At 63.2% G+C, this 16002-nt stretch carries 14 protein-coding genes and 1 riboswitch; of the genes, 7 read left to right on the top strand and 7 right to left on the bottom strand.

All coding sequences use genetic code 11. The annotated features are described in order from the left end of the window. Positions 1-5 precede the first annotated feature (5 nt). From dxs to NLX68_RS18735, 3 genes are all read right to left on the bottom strand, one after another. Positions 6-1904: a 1-deoxy-D-xylulose-5-phosphate synthase gene (gene dxs, locus NLX68_RS18745; protein WP_254285194.1), complete on the bottom strand. Its 1899-nt coding sequence runs from the start codon at positions 1902-1904 to the stop codon at positions 6-8. A 140-nt stretch (positions 1905-2044) separates the two neighbouring features. Then, complete coding sequence (ispA, locus tag NLX68_RS18740; protein ID WP_254285193.1) at positions 2045-2932, bottom strand: (2E,6E)-farnesyl diphosphate synthase; 888 nt, start codon at positions 2930-2932, stop codon at positions 2045-2047. Beyond that, positions 2929-3171 (bottom strand): exodeoxyribonuclease VII small subunit, encoded by a 243-nt coding sequence (locus NLX68_RS18735; protein ID WP_254285192.1) that lies wholly within the window; start codon positions 3169-3171, stop codon positions 2929-2931. Before NLX68_RS18735 ends, ispA begins: the two co-directional genes overlap by 4 nt. 243 nt (positions 3172-3414) lie before the next feature. On the opposite strand from NLX68_RS18735, the gene NLX68_RS18730 reads away from it, so the two are divergent. From NLX68_RS18730 to NLX68_RS18720, 3 genes are read left to right on the top strand one after another with little or no spacing between them, the layout of a single operon-like run. Then, the gene (locus NLX68_RS18730) at positions 3415-4818 is read left to right on the top strand and encodes an MBOAT family O-acyltransferase (RefSeq protein ID WP_254285191.1); all 1404 of its coding nucleotides are present in this window, start codon (positions 3415-3417) and stop codon (positions 4816-4818) included. Then, positions 4805-5938: an SGNH family hydrolase gene (locus NLX68_RS18725; protein ID WP_254285190.1), complete on the top strand. Its 1134-nt coding sequence runs from the start codon at positions 4805-4807 to the stop codon at positions 5936-5938. Before NLX68_RS18730 ends, NLX68_RS18725 begins: the two co-directional genes overlap by 14 nt. Then, on the top strand, positions 5938-7143 hold the full coding sequence (locus tag NLX68_RS18720) for an SGNH/GDSL hydrolase family protein (RefSeq protein ID WP_254285189.1): 1206 nt from the start codon (positions 5938-5940) through the stop codon (positions 7141-7143). The genes NLX68_RS18725 and NLX68_RS18720 overlap by 1 nt, the downstream gene beginning before the upstream one ends. Positions 7144-7354: 211 nt before the next feature. Here NLX68_RS18720 and ribB read toward each other — a convergent pair whose 3' ends face one another. From ribB to NLX68_RS18700, 4 genes are all read right to left on the bottom strand, one after another. Further along, a complete protein-coding gene (gene ribB, locus NLX68_RS18715) occupies positions 7355-8005 on the bottom strand; it encodes a 3,4-dihydroxy-2-butanone-4-phosphate synthase (RefSeq protein WP_026001301.1) in 651 nt (216 codons plus the stop codon). A gap of 79 nt (positions 8006-8084) precedes the next feature. Continuing rightward, positions 8085-8228, bottom strand: a riboswitch (FMN riboswitch). Positions 8229-8295: 67 nt separating this feature from the next. Then, a complete protein-coding gene (locus NLX68_RS18710; RefSeq protein ID WP_254285188.1) occupies positions 8296-9384 on the bottom strand; it encodes an alpha/beta hydrolase in 1089 nt (362 codons plus the stop codon). Positions 9385-9454: 70 nt separating this feature from the next. Then, on the bottom strand, positions 9455-11047 hold the full coding sequence (gene rtcR, locus NLX68_RS18705) for an RNA repair transcriptional activator RtcR (protein WP_254285187.1): 1593 nt from the start codon (positions 11045-11047) through the stop codon (positions 9455-9457). Positions 11048-11078: 31 nt separating this feature from the next. Further along, entirely contained in the window at positions 11079-11309 is a 231-nt protein-coding gene (locus NLX68_RS18700) for a hypothetical protein (protein ID WP_254285186.1), read from the bottom strand. Between the two features lie 336 nt (positions 11310-11645). Between NLX68_RS18700 and NLX68_RS18695 the strand changes: the two genes are divergently transcribed. From NLX68_RS18695 to NLX68_RS18680, 4 genes are read left to right on the top strand one after another with little or no spacing between them, the layout of a single operon-like run. Further along, complete coding sequence (locus NLX68_RS18695) at positions 11646-12791, top strand: slipin family protein (RefSeq protein ID WP_254285185.1); 1146 nt, start codon at positions 11646-11648, stop codon at positions 12789-12791. A 54-nt stretch (positions 12792-12845) separates the two neighbouring features. After that, the gene (locus tag NLX68_RS18690; protein ID WP_254285184.1) at positions 12846-14051 is read left to right on the top strand and encodes an RtcB family protein; all 1206 of its coding nucleotides are present in this window, start codon (positions 12846-12848) and stop codon (positions 14049-14051) included. A 39-nt stretch (positions 14052-14090) separates the two neighbouring features. Continuing rightward, positions 14091-14888 (top strand): nucleotidyltransferase domain-containing protein, encoded by a 798-nt coding sequence (locus NLX68_RS18685; RefSeq protein WP_254285183.1) that lies wholly within the window; start codon positions 14091-14093, stop codon positions 14886-14888. A gap of 49 nt (positions 14889-14937) precedes the next feature. After that, complete coding sequence (locus NLX68_RS18680) at positions 14938-15969, top strand: DUF6708 domain-containing protein (protein WP_254285182.1); 1032 nt, start codon at positions 14938-14940, stop codon at positions 15967-15969. Positions 15970-16002 lie beyond the last annotated feature (33 nt).

Raw genomic sequence — 16002 nt, 5'->3', positions numbered from 1 at the left:
AGGTCTCAAAGACCGAGCAGCTGCATCCGCTGACGCACCGAAGCTTCGATCCCGGCAGCATCCAGGCCGCATTCGGCGAGCATCTGTGCAGGCTTGGCATGTTCGACATACACATCCGGCAGGCCCAGGTGCAGCACCGGCTTGAGCACGGCTTCGCGGGCGAGGAACTCGCTCACCGCAGCACCGGCGCCGCCCATGATGGCGTTCTCTTCGATGGTCACCAGCAGGTCGTGGCTGCCGGCGATTTCACGTACCAGCGCCTCATCCAGCGGTTTGACGAAACGCATGTCGACCACGGTGGCGTCGATCTGCTCGGCAACCTTCAGGGCTTCGCTCAACTGCACACCGAATACCAGCAGGGCGACCTTGCTGCCCTGGCGGCGAACGATGCCCTTGCCGATTTCCAGCGGCTCGAGGCTGTTCTCGATCGGCGCGTTCGGGCCGCTGCCGCGTGGGTAGCGCACGGCGGCCGGGCCGTTGTACAGGTGGCCGGTGCTGAGCATCTTGCGCAGCTCGTTCTCGTCGCTCGGGGTCATCACCAGCATGCCGGGGATGCAACGCAGGAACGACAGGTCGAAGCTGCCCGCATGGGTCGGACCGTCTTCGCCAACCAGGCCGGCGCGGTCGATGGCGAACAGCACGTCGAGGTTCTGTACCGCGACGTCGTGGATCAACTGGTCGTAGGCACGCTGCAGGAAGGTCGAATAGATCGCCACCACCGGCTTGGCACCTTCGCACGCCATGCCCGCCGCCAGGGTTACCGCGTGCTGTTCGGCAATGGCAACGTCGAAGTAACGATCCGGGTAGCGCTCGCTGAAGGCCACCAGGTCGGAGCCTTCCTTCATGGCCGGGGTGATGCCGACCAGGCGCTGGTCAGCCGCAGCCATGTCGCACAGCCATTGGCCGAATACGGCGGAGTACTTTGGCCCGCCGGCTTTTTTCGGCGCGGCGGCGGGTTTGTCCACAGGCTCGAGCTTGGTGATCGCGTGGTAGCCGATCGGGTCGACTTCGGCCGGGGCGAAACCCTTGCCCTTCTTGGTCACCACGTGCAGGAACTGCGGCCCCTTGAGGTCGCGCATGTTGCGCAGGGTGGTGATCAGGGTCGGCAGGTCGTGGCCATCGATCGGGCCGATGTAGTTCCAGCCCAGCTCTTCGAACAGGGTGCCGGGTACCAGCATGCCCTTGGCGTATTCTTCGGTGCGGCGGGCGATTTCCCAGGCGCCCGGCAGGCGCGAGAGAACCTTCTTGCTGCCCTCGCGCATGCTCGAGTAGGTGCGGCTGGAGAGGATCTTGGCCAGGTAGTTGGACAGGCCACCGACATTGCGCGAAATCGACATGTCGTTATCGTTGAGGATCACCAGCATGTCGGCGTCGACTTCCTGGGCGTGGTTCAACGCCTCGAAGGCCATGCCGGCGGTCAGTGCGCCGTCGCCGATCACGGCAATGGATTTACGCGGATCGTTCTGCAGGCGGGCGGCGATGGCCATGCCCAGGGCAGCACTGATCGAGGTGCTGGAGTGACCGACACCAAAGGTGTCGTACTCGCTTTCGGCGCGGCGTGGGAAGGCGGCCAGGCCGTCCTTCTGGCGCAGGCTGTGCATGCGCTGGCGGCGACCGGTGAGGATCTTGTGCGGATAGGCCTGATGACCGACGTCCCACACCAGACGATCGTCCGGGGTATCGAAGACGTAGTGCAGGGCGATCGTCAGCTCGATGACGCCCAGGCCGGCACCGAAATGCCCGCCGGTCTGACCAACGGTGTAGAGCAATTCCTGGCGCAACTCGTCGGCCAGGCTCTCCAGGTCGGCTTCAGCCAGGCGGCGCAGGCCGGCAGGCGTATCGGCACGGTCAAGCAGCGGCGTGACCGGGCGTTCGCGGGGGATCTCTTGAAACGTCGTGGGCATCAGGCGAATCGTTATAGATATGAAGTGGCGGCAGTTTACCTTATTGCGGTGTTGGCTGCCCATTTGAGCTAATCGCGGGGCAAGCCCGCTCCTACAGTGATCGCTGTGGGAGCGGGCTTGCCCCGCGATACCCGCGCTGCTTAGTTACGGCGTTCGACGATGTACCGCGCCAGTTCCCGCAGCGGCTCGGCCGCCGCGTCAAACGGACGCAGGGCATGCAGGGCCTGATCGCGCAGTTCCAGGGCGTAGGCCTTGGCCGCGTCGAGCCCGAGCAGGGCCGGGTAGGTCGGCTTGTCGCGGGCGATGTCGGCGCCCTGGCGCTTGCCCAGGGTCTGGGTGTCGCTTTCGACGTCGAGGATATCGTCCTGGACCTGGAAGGCCAGGCCGATGGCCTGTGCATAAGTTTGCAGGGCCTTGAGCTGGGTCTGGTCGGCGCGGGCACTGGCCAGGGCGCCGAGCTTGACGCTGGCCTCGATCAGCGCGCCGGTCTTGTGCCGGTGCATGAACTCCAGCGCCGTCTGGTCGAGCTTGAGGCCCACCGAACCCAGGTCGATGGCCTGGCCGCCGACCATGCCGGCAGGGCCGGCCGCCAGCGCCAGGGCCTGGACCATGGCCAGGCGGATGCTGTCCTGCTGCGGGCTCAGTTGCGGGTCAAGCAGGGCGCTGAAGGCCAGGCTCTGCAGACCGTCACCGGCGAGAATCGCGCAAGCTTCGTCAAAAGCCTTGTGGGTGGTTGGCTGGCCGCGGCGCAGGTCGTCGTCGTCCATGGCCGGCAAATCGTCGTGCACCAGCGAATAGGCGTGAATCAGCTCGACCGCGCAGGCTGCGCCGTTGGCCTGTTCCGGGGCGGCCCCGAGGGCTTCGCACGCGGCATAGGCGAGCAGCGGGCGAACCCGTTTGCCGCCGTTCATGACGCTGTAGCGCATGGCCTCATACAGGCGGCTGAGCTCCACCGAGGGGGCGCTAAACAGTTGCTCGAGGGCGGCGTCGACCCGTGCCTGGCAGCTGGCCTGGTATGCGCCGATCATTCTGGCTGGTCCGCATCGAACGTCTCGGCGGCCAGTGCTCCGTCGCGCTCGAGCAATACCTGAACCTTCTGTTCGGCCTGGGCCAGGGCGCTCTGGCAGTCGCGGGTCAGGCTGATGCCTTGTTCGAAGGCGGTCAGCGAGTCTTCCAGCGACAGCTCGCCGTTCTCCAGGCGCTCGACCAGGGCCTGCAGGTCGGCGAGGGATTGCTCGAAATCAATGGAGGCTTTTTTTCGGGCCATGGCGGCTGTCTCGGTGGCAGTGTAAACGGCGCGACACTAGCAGAGCGGGGCGGGGGGAGCAAATCGATAGGGGCGATCTTTCGTCGCATTCTGTTGCACAAAGACCGCCGGCGAAGTCTTGATTTTTCTGCAGGGCTCGCATTGTGAGGGGTTGTGGCTCTCTGCCATAATCGCGCCCGCTTTACCCCGCGGGTTTCTCGCGGTGAAGCCTCCTATTTCTGTTGTCACGTAATGGACTACGTTGTGAGCTTCCTTTCGATCGAGTTCGGCCTCTGCTTCACACTGTTTTTCATCGTCTACTGGAGCCTGTGCTGGAGCGTTCGCCTGCAGAACGTCCTGCTGCTGGCGGCCAGTTATGGCCTGGTGGCCAGTTTCAGCTTCACCTCCTTGTATATCCTGCTTGGCTACAGTGCCCTGGTGTACCTGCTCGGCCTGCTCGGTGAGCGTTATCCCGGCCGGCGCTTCAGCTATTTGCTGGTGTTGCTGCTGGTGCTGGGTTGCTTCTACCTGTTCAAGTACCAGGAATTCTTTGTCGGCGGCGTGCAGGGCGCCCTGGCCAGTGCCGGGCTGGAGGTGTCGCTGCCGGTGCTGGAAGTGCTGGTGCCGATCGGTCTGTCGTTCTATGCCTTTCACTCGGTCAGCTACCTGGTGTCGATCAACCGCCGCGAGATGCCCTCGGCCTCAGCGTTTGACCTGGCCCTGTACCTGGCGTTCTTCCCCAGCCTGATTGCCGGCCCGGTCAACCGCGCCAGCCACATGCTGGCGCAGATTCGCTCGAGCCGTATCCGCGAAGTGCTGGAGCCGCAACGGGCGCTGGGCCTGATCGCCCTGGCGGTGGTCAAGCTGTTCTTTTGCAGTGCCTGGCTGGCCAGCGAGTGGGTCGACCCGGTGTTCGAGACCCCGGGCAGCTATTCGCCCGAGCAGATCCTGCTGAGCGTGTATGGCTACAGTTTCCTGATCTATTTCAACTTCAGCGGCTACACCAACCTGGTCACCGGCATCGCCTTGCTGCTGGGCTTTCGCCTGCCTGACAACTTCAATGCCCCTTATGCCGCGCACAACCTCAAGGAATTCTGGGGCCGCTGGCACATCAGCCTGTCGCTGTTCATTCGCGACTATGTCTACATCCCCCTGGGTGGTAACCGCCAGGGCGTGTGGCGCGGCAACCTGAACATGTTGCTGGCGATGCTGATTTCCGGCCTGTGGCACGGGGCGAGCATCAATTTCATCATCTGGGGCGCGCTGCACGGTATCGGCCTGGCGCTGTACAAGGCCTCGACCTACATCTTGCCGCAGCCGATGCGCTGGCCGGGCGCGGGTTTGGCGGCACGCTTGCTGACCTTCCACTATGTGGCCTTCGCCTGGATCTTCTTTCGCAGCGCGAGCCTCGATGAAGCCATGGAGATGCTTGCCGGTATCGGCGGACTGAGCCTTCAGGGGCTGTTCTCCAGCACCGGCCTGCTGTTGCTGGTGAGCGTGCTGTATGTCGCCGTCTACCCGCAGTTGCTGGCGCTGCTGCGCCAGTTTTTCGCAACCACCACGCGCTTGCCCTGGCAGCTGTATCCGATACCGCTGGGGTTGTTCATTTCCTTGGTCATTTTTGCTTCGCAATCGGGCGTACCGGGGTTCATTTATGCAAGCTTCTAATGCCGGTCGTTTGCTGGCCGCGCAAACTGGCGCGGCCAAGGCCCTGTACGCCATCGTCATCACCACCCTGTTGTTGTTTTGGCTGAATCAGGATTCGATCAGCCTGTATTGCCAGCAGAAGTACCACCAGAGCTGCGAATTGCCGGTGCTCGGGCAGAGCCCGGCCTGGCGCCTGGGTGGCAACCTCACCCACGCCTTGGGCGATGCCCGCGACAGCTTCATCGACAGCCTGGAGAAACGTAGCGAGCCGGTGCTGGTGGCCAAGGTTGAGGCCAGCGACACAGTCGAACTGCCAGCGCCGGTTCAGGTGGTTGCGGTGCACCTGGACAAGCTGCCGGTTGCCGCCCACGCCCTCGCCCCCGTCAGCAAGCCGGCTGCAGTCAAGGTCGCGGCACCTGCTGTTGCACCTGCGCCCGCGCCCGCAGCGCAGGTCGCTCAGGCGCCCTTGCAAGCGGGCACCGTGGTGTCCCTGGCGGCCGGTGATGAAGTGTTCCTGGTTGGCGATTCGCTGATGCAGGGCGTTGCCCCGCACCTGGCCAACAGCCTGCGCAAGCGCTACCAGATCAAAAGCGTCAATCTCAGCCGGCAGAGCACTGGCCTGGCCTATCCTGGGTTCTTCAACTGGCCGCAGACCGTGGCCAAGACCCTGGAAAGCGAGCCGAACATTCGCCTGATGGTAATCTTCCTCGGCCCCAACGACCCCTGGGACATGCCCCAGGGCAAGGGCAAGCCGTTTTTGCGTTTCAAATCGCCGGAGTGGGAAGTCACCTACCGCCAGCGTATCGATTCGATCCTCGACCAGGCCCGCGCGCACAATGTGCAGGTGATCTGGGTCGGTCCGCCGAACATGCAAAAGCCCAAGCTGTCTACGGCCATGGCTTACCTGAGCGGGCTCTATGAGCAGCAGACCGGCTTGTATCAACAGCATTACGTTTCGGCCAACCCGGTGCTCGGTTACAACGACGACAGCTTCTCCTATACCTTGCAGAACAGCCAGGGCAAGCGGATCAAGACCCGGGTCGATGACGGCATTCATTTCACCACCACCGGACAGAAGCTGATCTCGGAACGAATTCTCTCGATGATCGCCTTTCCCGGCCTCACTGTAACGGGACACTGATGCGTCGACTGCACAACATTCTGGGGTTGGCCCTGCTGATCTGCGCGCTGCCGGGCTGTAGCCCGGTGGCGGCGGTCAATACCACGGCCAGGCCAGCCAACTCGGCGGCCAAGGCCCCGACCCACCGCGTCGATGGCAACCTGGCGGTGCTGGCGGGCAAGTTCAAGAACGCCAATCGCGCGCCGATCAACATCATCCAGTTTGGCGACTCGCACACCGCCGCCGACCTGTTCAGCGGCGAGATGCGTCGCTTGTTGCAAGCGCGCTATGGCGACGGTGGTATCGGCCTGATCGCCGCCACGCCCGTGTCGGGCACCCGCTATGAGCAGGTCATTCTGAAAACCGCCAAGCGTCAGTGGGAGCTGGTGTCGGCACGTAATCAGCAGAGCACCCAGTTCCCGCTCGGGGGGTACTTGTCGGTGCCGATGGCGGCCAACCCCAGCGTGCGTATCGAGGCTCGTGAACCCACTGCGCAGCGCTATCGTGTCCAGGCCCTGTACCAGGCACGGGAGAGCAGTACCCTGGTGCTGCGCGACGGCCGCGGGCGCAACCAGCGCATGCTGGCGGCAACCGCTGGGCAATGGCGTTTCGGCCCGCAGGTCGGCAACCTTGGCCTGCCGCTGGACCTGACCCTCAACAGCCGCCCCGGCACGCTGCTGGGTGGCTGGTATATCCAGGGCCAGAAGAATGCTGGGGTGATCTATTCGGCGCTGGGCATCAATGGCGCGCGCCTTGAGGTGCAGGACAAGTGGCAGGCTGGTTGGCAGGACAACCTCAAGACCCTGCGCCCGGACCTGGTGATTCTTGCCTACGGCACCAACGAAGCCTTCGATGACACCCTTGACCTCGCCCTGTACCAGACGCAACTGCGCAATACCCTCAAGCGCCTGCGCCAGGACCTGCCGCGGGCAGTGGTGCTGCTGGTTGGTCCGCCGGACTCGATCAAGCAGCGCAAGGCACGCAGCTGCGCCGCGCGCCAACCGCAGCAACTGGCCCAGGTGATCCGTATCCAGCGTCAGGCGGCCAAGCAGGCCAATGCCCTGTTTTGGGACTGGCAAGCGTACATGGGGGGGCAGTGCTCAATTGCCGGCTGGCAGGCTTCGGGCCTGGCCCGGGGGGACTTGGTGCACCTGACTGCGGACGGCTACAAGAAAAGCGCTGCAGGCCTGCATGACTTTTTGCGCACGCAGCTGGGCTTGAAGTAAGGCAGAAAAAATAGAGGCGGGGACAACCTCGGGTTGGCTTGCGGGGCCCCATGAAGTCGTCTTCCCGCCTCTTCAATAGAGGCAGATCCGGGTGCATGTCACTGCACCCGCTCAGCACGATACGGCTGCCTTGAATCAGCCGCGATTCACACCTCTGCATTCACCTTAGTAGCTGTCTGCAAGGCTGTAAATTTTCTCGAACACAAATTTTTCAGGCGCTTTCCAGTGCCGGGGTCAGGGCTGCCTGGCGGTAGCGCGCCAGCTCGTCAATGGTCAGAACCGGCAGTGAGTATTGCTTGGCGTACACCGCCACCTGCTCACCACGGGCCATGCTGCCGTCGGGGTTCATCAGTTCACAGAGCACCGCTGCCGGGCGCAAGCCCGCCAGGCGTGCGAGGTCTACCGAGCCTTCGGTGTGGCCGCGGCGGGTGAGTACGCCGCCATCGCGCGAGCGCAGGGGGAACACATGGCCAGGGCTGACAATGCGCATGTCTGCGCTGGTCGAGTCCAATGCGGCCTGGATGGTGGTGATGCGGTCCTGGGCCGAGACGCCGGTGGACACACCTTCAGCCGCTTCGATGGTCACGGTGAAACCGGTGCCATGGCGCGCGCGGTTGTTCGGCACCATCGGTGCCAGCGAGAGCTCGTCAACGGTGGTCTCATCCAGGCACAGGCAGACGATACCGCTGCAATCGCGGATCATCATGGCCATGGTTTCCAGGCTGATGTTTTCGGCGGCGGCAATGATATCCGCCTCGTCCTCACGGTCGTCGTCATCCAGCAACAGCACGGGTTTACCGGCCTGGTAGGCGGCGACAGCAGCAGCGACGTTAGGGAATTGCTTGCGGTGCAAAGGGGACATGAAACGCTCCTCGTAAGTGATCGATGAACGTTTCAGGGCGAACAAAATGCGTGCGCCAGGGCGCATTTTGGCCCTGACCTGACGCCTTCTTTCATCCGGACTATGACCGTCGGCTCTGGAGTCTCACCAGATCTGCTGACCCTCGGCCAAAGGCCGAGGCGCTCGCGGGCTCATCTTTCGATTTACCGCCGGTGGGGACTTGCACCCCGCCCTGAAGACCGGCCAAGCATACATCAGAGTGCCATCAGGTTTGCAAGTCCCAGCCTTACGACCTAGGTCTAATTCGGGCCTCACAGGCCCAGGGCGTAATCCAGGTAGCCTGGGTAGACCTTGCGCCAGTCATCCTGGAAGGTGTGGCCTTCAGGGTGTTCATGGCTCTGTACCTTGTTGTTGCTGGCGAAGGCTTTCTCGGTGGTAGCGGTCAGTTGCAGGTTGCTTTCATGCTCCTGGGCACCGTGGACCACGACCAGGTGCTTGTCCTTGGCCTTCTGCACGGTGAACGGGATCTTGAAGCCGCCTGGCGACAACAGTACTGCGCCGCTGTAGTTCTGCGGGTACTGGGCGATCAGGTGCGCCGCGTGTTCGGCACCTTGGGAGAAGCCGATCAGGGCGACTTTCGAGCGGTCGATGCGGGTGTCTTTTTCCAGTTTCTTCAGGGCTGCGGCTACTGCCTGTTCGGTCGGCTCAACCGAATGCTGCTGCCACATGAACTGGTGCGCATCACGCTTGAGGGTGCCATTCAATGCCACCAGCACAGCCTTGTCGCCGACCAGGTCAGCACGCATGTTGGTGCCATTGACGCCTTCGGTGCCGAAGCCTGCCAGCCACACCACCACCGGCCAGCCGCCGGCCGGCGCCTTGCCTTCAGGAATGCTGAACGCAGCGAGGCCGGCGTCCTTGGCCTGGGTCGGGTAGTTTTTCTCGGCGGCCTGCAGCAGCTTCTGGTAGGCCGGGTCATTTTTCATTGGCTCCAGCTCGTCGTCTTCCTTGAGGATCACGGCTTGCCAGAAACCGCGCTCGCGGGCTTCGTCGAGGTACTGCGCGGCCAGTTCCGGGCTGTCCATGGACGACAGCGCGGCAGCGGCCTGGTAGGCGGCGAAGGCATTCTTCGGGTCCAGGCGGGCGGCAGTCAGGTAGAAGGCCAGGGCGCCGGCATAGTTGTCGTGCTCGCTCTTTTCCTTGTCGCCGGCGTCCATGAACTCGGCCGGGGTGGCGTCGTTGAGGTACAGGTTGGCCATGGCGGCCATGCCTTGCCAGCGGCCCTTGTGCAGGGCCTGGTCGCTGGCTTCGTCGGCGTAGGCGGTGGCGGCAGCGAGGCTGAGGCCGGCCAGCAGGCCGAAGGAGCAGAGGTGCAGGCGGGTAGCTGTCAGCAATGACATGGCCGAGAGTCCTTTTTCGGTAGTGCTCGGCCAGGTGCGGCCGAAGAGGGCGCGAATTCTAGCACCCTGATCAGTCCTTGAGTTGATTCCAGTCCAGGCCAAAGCGCGCCAGGTACTTGCGCAAACGGTCGGCGTCGTTGGGTTTGTCTTTCTCCAGGCGCGACACATCGAACAGCTGGCGCCCAGCCTCGGACAGGGTGCGGGCGTTGCGGCATACATTAAGCACGGCGTGCAGTTGCAGGCGGTCGAACTGGTCCAGCGCCTTGTCGCCGAGCAATGCATCGAGCGGGTTTGCTCCCTGCTCCAGGCCCCAGGCGCGTTGCAGGCGCTCGATCTCCTCCAGCACCAGCGCTTCGTCGATGCGCCCGCTGTCGGCCAGGGTCGCCATGCGTGTGATCGAGGCCGACAGCTCGCGGAAGTTGCCGGCCCAGCGTGCTTGTGGCGAGTTGGCAAAGGCCAGGTAGCGGCGCTTGGCTTCAAGGTTGAAGCGCACTTGGCGGTTCTGCTCGCGGGCATGGCGCTGCAGTTCGAAATCGATGTTTGGCTCTATGTCTTCGCGGCGCCCGGCCAGGCCCGGCAGCTCGAAGGTCCAGAGGTTGATGCGGGCGTACAGGTCTTCACGAAACAGCCCTTCGGCCACCCGGCTACGCAGGTCGCGGTGGGTCCCGGCGATCAGTTGGAAGTCGCTTTCCACTTCGCGGTCCGAACCCAGCGGGAAGAAGCGCTTTTCTTCGATGGCCTTGAGCAGCATGGCCTGCTCGTCGGCGCCCAACTCGCCGATTTCATCGAGGAACAACATGCCGCCATCGGCGGCGCGCAGCAAACCTTCGCGGGCATTCTGGGCGCCGGTGAAGGCGCCTTTACTGTGGCCGAACAACGCCGACATGGCGCCGTCGCCGCGCAAGGTGGCGCAGTTTACTTCAACAAAGCGGCCCTCCAGTTGGTGGCGGCCACGCTTGAGTTCATAGATGCGCCGGGCCAGGAAGGATTTGCCGGCCCCGGTCGGGCCGACCAGCAGCATCGGCGCCCGCGAGCGCAGGGCCACCCGTTCGATCTGCTCGATGGAGCGGTTGAAGGCGGCGTTGCGGGTGGCGATACCGGCCTTGAGAAAGTTCAGGCTGTCGGCCTGCTCGCGTTGAAAACGTGAGGCGATGTGATCGTAGCGCGACAGGTCGAGGTCAATCAGCGTGCTGGTGCCGGCCGGGTCGGCAGTGTCTTCCTTGCCGCGGGCTGGCGAGGTCTGGATCAGCCGTGCCGGCAGGTAGCGCGCTTCGGTAAGCAGGAACCAGCAGATCTGCGCCACGTGGGTGCCGGTGGTGATGTGGACCAGGTAGTCCTCGTGCTCGGTATCGAAAGGGTAGGCGCTGGCAAAGTCGTGCAGCGCGCTATAGACCTCCTCGAAGTCCCAGGGATTGCGCAGGATCATGGGCTGCAGGCGCACCTCGGTGTGGGGCGAGATGCTCTGGATGTCGTCACGTATGCGCTCGGCCAGGCCCAGATCGCGGGCGCTGGTGCCGTGGATCAGTTCCAGGCGATCGATAGGCGTGTGCGCTTGCTGGCACAGGCTGATGGTCGGCCGCCAGCGCTGCCAGCGTGCCGCGCCCTTGCCGTTGCGATCAAGGGTGGTGCCGAGAAAGCCGATGGCGACGCTGCGTTTGCCCATGTCTGTTTAGCTCAAAAGATAAGTACGTATCTCATGATATATAAAAACTCAGCTTGCTGTGAGCTTGGGGAAAATCTGAATTTACGTAAAATAAAATAAAATCCTTATAAATCAATAAGATAAAAATATATTCGGTGGCGAATTCAAAACCTGGCACGCCCCTCGCAATATCTCCCTCGACCGCATCGCCAAGCTGGCCAACGGGACGGGGTTTATGTCCCCGCCGGTGCACGAGCCCACCCCAGGTGTTGGTGTCGTGCATGCCGCCGCCGCAACGAGCAGTCGATAGCGTGGCTCCTCACGGAGACGCTGGTCTCGAGGCCTGACTCGAACCTCTCATACCCTCCAAGGTATCTCGAATGTTGTACCCGCCGGTGGGGCGTAGCCAGGGAAGGCTGCAAGGTGCGCAAGGAGTGCACAGCGCCCACCGCCGATTTGCCCGGCTTGCCGGCCGGGCCCGGAGCAAGGCAGTTGCCGGACCGCAGGACGCGGTCAGTGGACAGGATGTCCCGGCAACTGGCTCCTCCGGGCCACGCCCGCAACGCTCGGCTCTTTGGCAACACCGGCACCAAGGACTTAATTGCACAGGATGACCAAGATGAAACTGTTGAAACGCTTTATCGTGAAAAAGAACGAACGCGGCCTGCTGTTCTGCGAAGGCGACTTTGTGTCGATTCTCGAACCTGGCGTGCACAAGCGTTTCGACCTGCACAACCGGCTGACGGTAGAAACCTTCAGCCTCAATACTTCGCTGTTCGAACATCGCCTGGCGGGCTACCTGCGTCAAAGCGAGCCGGCTCTGGTCGAGCAGTATTTCGAACGCATGGACCTGGCGGAAAACGAAGCCGGCCTGCGTTTTGAAGACGGCGCCCTGGTCGAGTTACTGGCCCCGGGCAGCCGCCAGCTGTACTGGAAAGGCCAGAGCGCGCAGACCCTGCAGCGCATCGACCTGAGCCAGACCTATCGCCTGGGTACCAGCCTGGTGGCCCAGCTTAACCAGCCCAAATTGCGCGGCCGCAGCCTGGCCGGGCTGGAGGCGGTGTTGCTGTCGGCGGTGCCGGCGTTCCACGTCGGTGTGCTCAAGGTCGATGGCGTGGTGGAAGAGTTGCTGGGAGCCGGGCAGTACGGCTTCTGGCGCTTCAACCGCCAGGTCAGTGTCGAGCTGGTCGACATGCGTATCCAGGCCATGGAAATCAGCGGGCAGGAGATTCTTACTCGCGACAAGGTCAGCCTGCGCCTGAATCTTGCGGCCAACTGGCGCTACAGCGATGTGCTCGGTGCGTTCGCGCAGTTGAGCAAGCCGCTGGAGCATCTGTACCGCGAGGTGCAGTTCGGCCTGCGGGCGGCGGTGGGTACTCGTACCCTCGACGAACTGCTGGAAAACAAGCAGTTGATCGACGATTCGGTCAGCCAGTACCTGCAGGACAAGCTCATTGGCAGCGGCATCGAAGTCAGCGGCCTGGGGGTACGCGACATCATCCTCCCGGGCGAGATGAAAACCTTGCTGGCGCAGGTGGTGGAGGCGGAGAAAGCGGCGCAAGCCAACGTCATCCGCCGCCGTGAAGAGACCTCGGCGACCCGTTCGCTGCTCAATACCGCCAAGGTCATGGAAGACAACCCGACGGCCCTGCGCCTGAAGGAGCTGGAAACCCTGGAGCGGGTGGCGGAGCGCATCGACCGGATTTCGGTGTTCGGCGGCCTGGATCAGGTGTTGAATGGACTGGTCAGCATCAAGGCCGGATGAAATTTGCCGGGCCCCAGCGGCCCGGCAGCAACAGATAAAAGTGGAAGTACGACAATGAACATTCTCGAAGTGGCCGGCGGCAAGCCGATCAAGCTCTGGACCGACGGCGTCCCGGTGGACGAGGGCGCCCGTGAGCAACTGCTGAACACCGCGAAGATGCCGTTCATCTTCAAGCACCTGGCGGTGATGCCCGATGTGCACCTGGGCAAGGGCTCGACCATCGGCAGCGTGATCCCGACCCTGGGCGCGATCATCCCGGCGGCGGTCGGCGTCGATATCGGCTGCGGCATGATCGCCGCGCGGACCTCGCTGACCGCCAGCGACCTGCCGGACAACCTGCACGGCCTGCGTTCGGCGATCGAAAAGGCCGTGCCCCATGGCAAGACCTTTGGCCGTCGCGACCAGGGTGCCTGGGACAGCGTGCCGGCGCTCGCCGACCACGCCTGGCACGACCTGGCGGCGCGTTTCAAGGCGATCACCGACAAGTACCCGAAGCTGGAGAAGACCAACAACCGCCAGCACCTGGGCACCCTCGGCGGCGGCAACCATTTCATCGAGGTCTGCCTGGATGAGGCCAACTGCGTCTGGTTGATGTTGCACAGCGGTTCGCGCGGGGTCGGCAACGCCATCGGCAACCTGTTCATCGAACTGGCCCAGGCCGACATGCGCCAGCACATCGCCAACCTGCCGGACCGCAACCTGGCCTATTTCGAAGAGGGCAGCCGGCACTTTGCCGACTACGTCGAAGCGGTGGAGTGGGCCCAGGATTTCGCCCGGCAGAACCGCGCGTTGATGATGCACGCGGTGATCGCCGCCACGCGCAAGGTGATCGGCAAGCCCTTCGAGGCCAACCTCGAAGCGGTCAACTGCCACCACAACTATGTGCAGCGCGAGCGGCATTTTGGCCACGACGTGCTGATCACCCGCAAGGGTGCGGTGTCGGCGCAGAAGGGCGAGCTGGGGATCATTCCCGGGTCCATGGGGGCGAAGAGTTTCATCGTCCGCGGCCTGGGCAACGAGGAGTCGTTCTGCTCCTGCAGCCACGGCGCCGGGCGGGTGATGAGCCGCACCCGGGCCAAGCAGGCGTTCACTGTCGAGGATCAGCAACGCGCCACTGCCCATGTCGAATGCCGCAAGGACAAGGACGTGATCGACGAGATCCCCATGGCCTACAAGGACATCGACGCGGTGATGCAAGCCCAGCGCGAGCTGGTGGAAGTGGTGCATACCCTGCGTCAGGTGGTGTGCGTCAAAGGTTAGAGAGGGTGCCTTGAGGCGCCCGACTGCAAGGACACGAACATGAACAAGGAAGACCGTCACCCATTGCCCGGGGCCATGCGCGAGTGGGTGCTTGAAGAGTTGCGCCGGGTCGAGCGCGAGCACGACGTTACTGTGCTCTATGCCTGCGAGTCCGGCAGCCGCGCCTGGGGTTTTGCTTCAACCGACAGTGATTTCGACGTGCGCTTCATCTACGTCCCGCACCAGGACTGGTACCTGCGCGTCGACGAGCCGCGCGACGTGATCGAGCGGCCGCTGACCGACGAGCTGGACATCTGCGGTTGGGAGCTGCGCAAGACCCTGAAGCTGCTGCGCAACTCCAACCCGACCCTGCTCGAATGGCTCGGCTCGCCGCTGGTGTACCGCGCCGAGCCCGGTGCGGTGGAATCGCTGCGCGCGCTGGCGCTGAACTTCTACAGCGCTCGGGCGGCGCGGCACCACTACCTGTCGATGGCGAAAAAGAACCACCGCGACTTCCTCCAGGGCGCGCAGGTGCGCTTCAAGAAGTACCTCTACGTACTGCGTTCGCTGTTGGCAGTGCGCTGGATCGACCTGGGCCTGGGCATGCCGCCGACAGCTTTTGCCGATCTGCTGGCAGGCACCCTGAGCGAGCCGCAAATGCTCGCCGAGATCGATGAGTTGTTGCGCATCAAGCGCCAGGCCGTCGAAGCCGACTATGGGCCGCGGCGGATGCTGTTGCACTCGTTCATCGACAGCGAGTTGCGGCGTGCCGAAACCTCGCCGACCTTGCCGAGGCTGCGCGGTGATACGCAACTGCTGGATGACTATTTGCGCGATACTGTGCGGCGTTATTCATAGGAAGCGCGCCTGGCGTGTCTTCCCTGTCGAAAGGACTCGAAACGTTTTCATGCCTGACAGCAAATACCAGCGCCTGCCCCATGCCGGAGACTTCGAGCAAGTCTCCGGCACTCAGATCGTCTACCTGTCGCCCAAACCCTTGCCCACGGGGGTAGAGGCCTATAGCTACCGGCATTTGCATCGTGATGCCAATGAGGTCTACCTGGACTTTGGTATCGGTCGGGGCAACTTCGAGTTCATGGCCCGCTGCGGTATTGCCGCCGTCATGGGGGTGGTGAGCTGCGTGGTGATGACGGCGTTTCTCGGAGCCTGGGTGCGGCGTAGGCTTGAGCCGTTCTGGGAGGGGGTCTACGACTTTCTCGCATCACCGCCCATCTGGGGTTTTATCGGGCTGCTGGCGTTGATGTACGTCGTCATATTTTGCCTGGCCGTGCGCCAGCTCAGCGTCCAGCCACCGATCCGCTTCAATCGCCAGCGACGTGAAGTGGCGATGGTGCCGAAGAAGGGCGCCGCACCCCAGTATGTACCCTGGGAAGAGGTCATCGCCTGTGTCTCGGCCGGGCAATTGGTCACCGAATACGCGGTGATGCCCGAGTTCAAACTGATGATCGGCCTGCGTGACGCCCAAAGCGGTAACGTCCTGTGGCTGACCGTGGCCTGTGGCAGCCTGCGCGGTGCAATTGCCGAATGGGAGGCGATTCGCGCTTACATGGAAGAGGGCCCGGCAGCCTTGCCTGAACCGCCGTCAGAAGAATTTGAAGAGGGCACGGTGGCGTTTTTCCATATGGCCCGCATTGGCTATCGCGACAACTTTCCGTGGCTGCAGTATGTGTTTGGCTTTCTGTTCGTCCAGGCGTTCGGTGGCTGGACCTTGCCGTGCCATCTCTCCAACTGGGTCAACAATCGCCCCAGAGCAACGTTTCCCAAAGTGGTGCGGGAGTGGTCCCGGCCATTGTCGGTGGATCAGCAGGCGGTGCCCAGCGAGGCGCTGGTCAAAGAAAGTGACGAGGTGCGCAAGGCCTTTCGCCGTGGGCAAACCCTGCTGGACTACTTCAAGGTGAAATTTGCCGAACCGGCCTAGCTGGGCGGCGTTATGTAAAGGGGCTGAGCATGA

Source organism: Pseudomonas sp. SBB6 (genome assembly GCF_024213215.1).
GTDB lineage: Bacteria > Pseudomonadota > Gammaproteobacteria > Pseudomonadales > Pseudomonadaceae > Aquipseudomonas > Aquipseudomonas donghuensis.
This window is presented reverse-complemented; position numbering and strand designations above follow the sequence as displayed.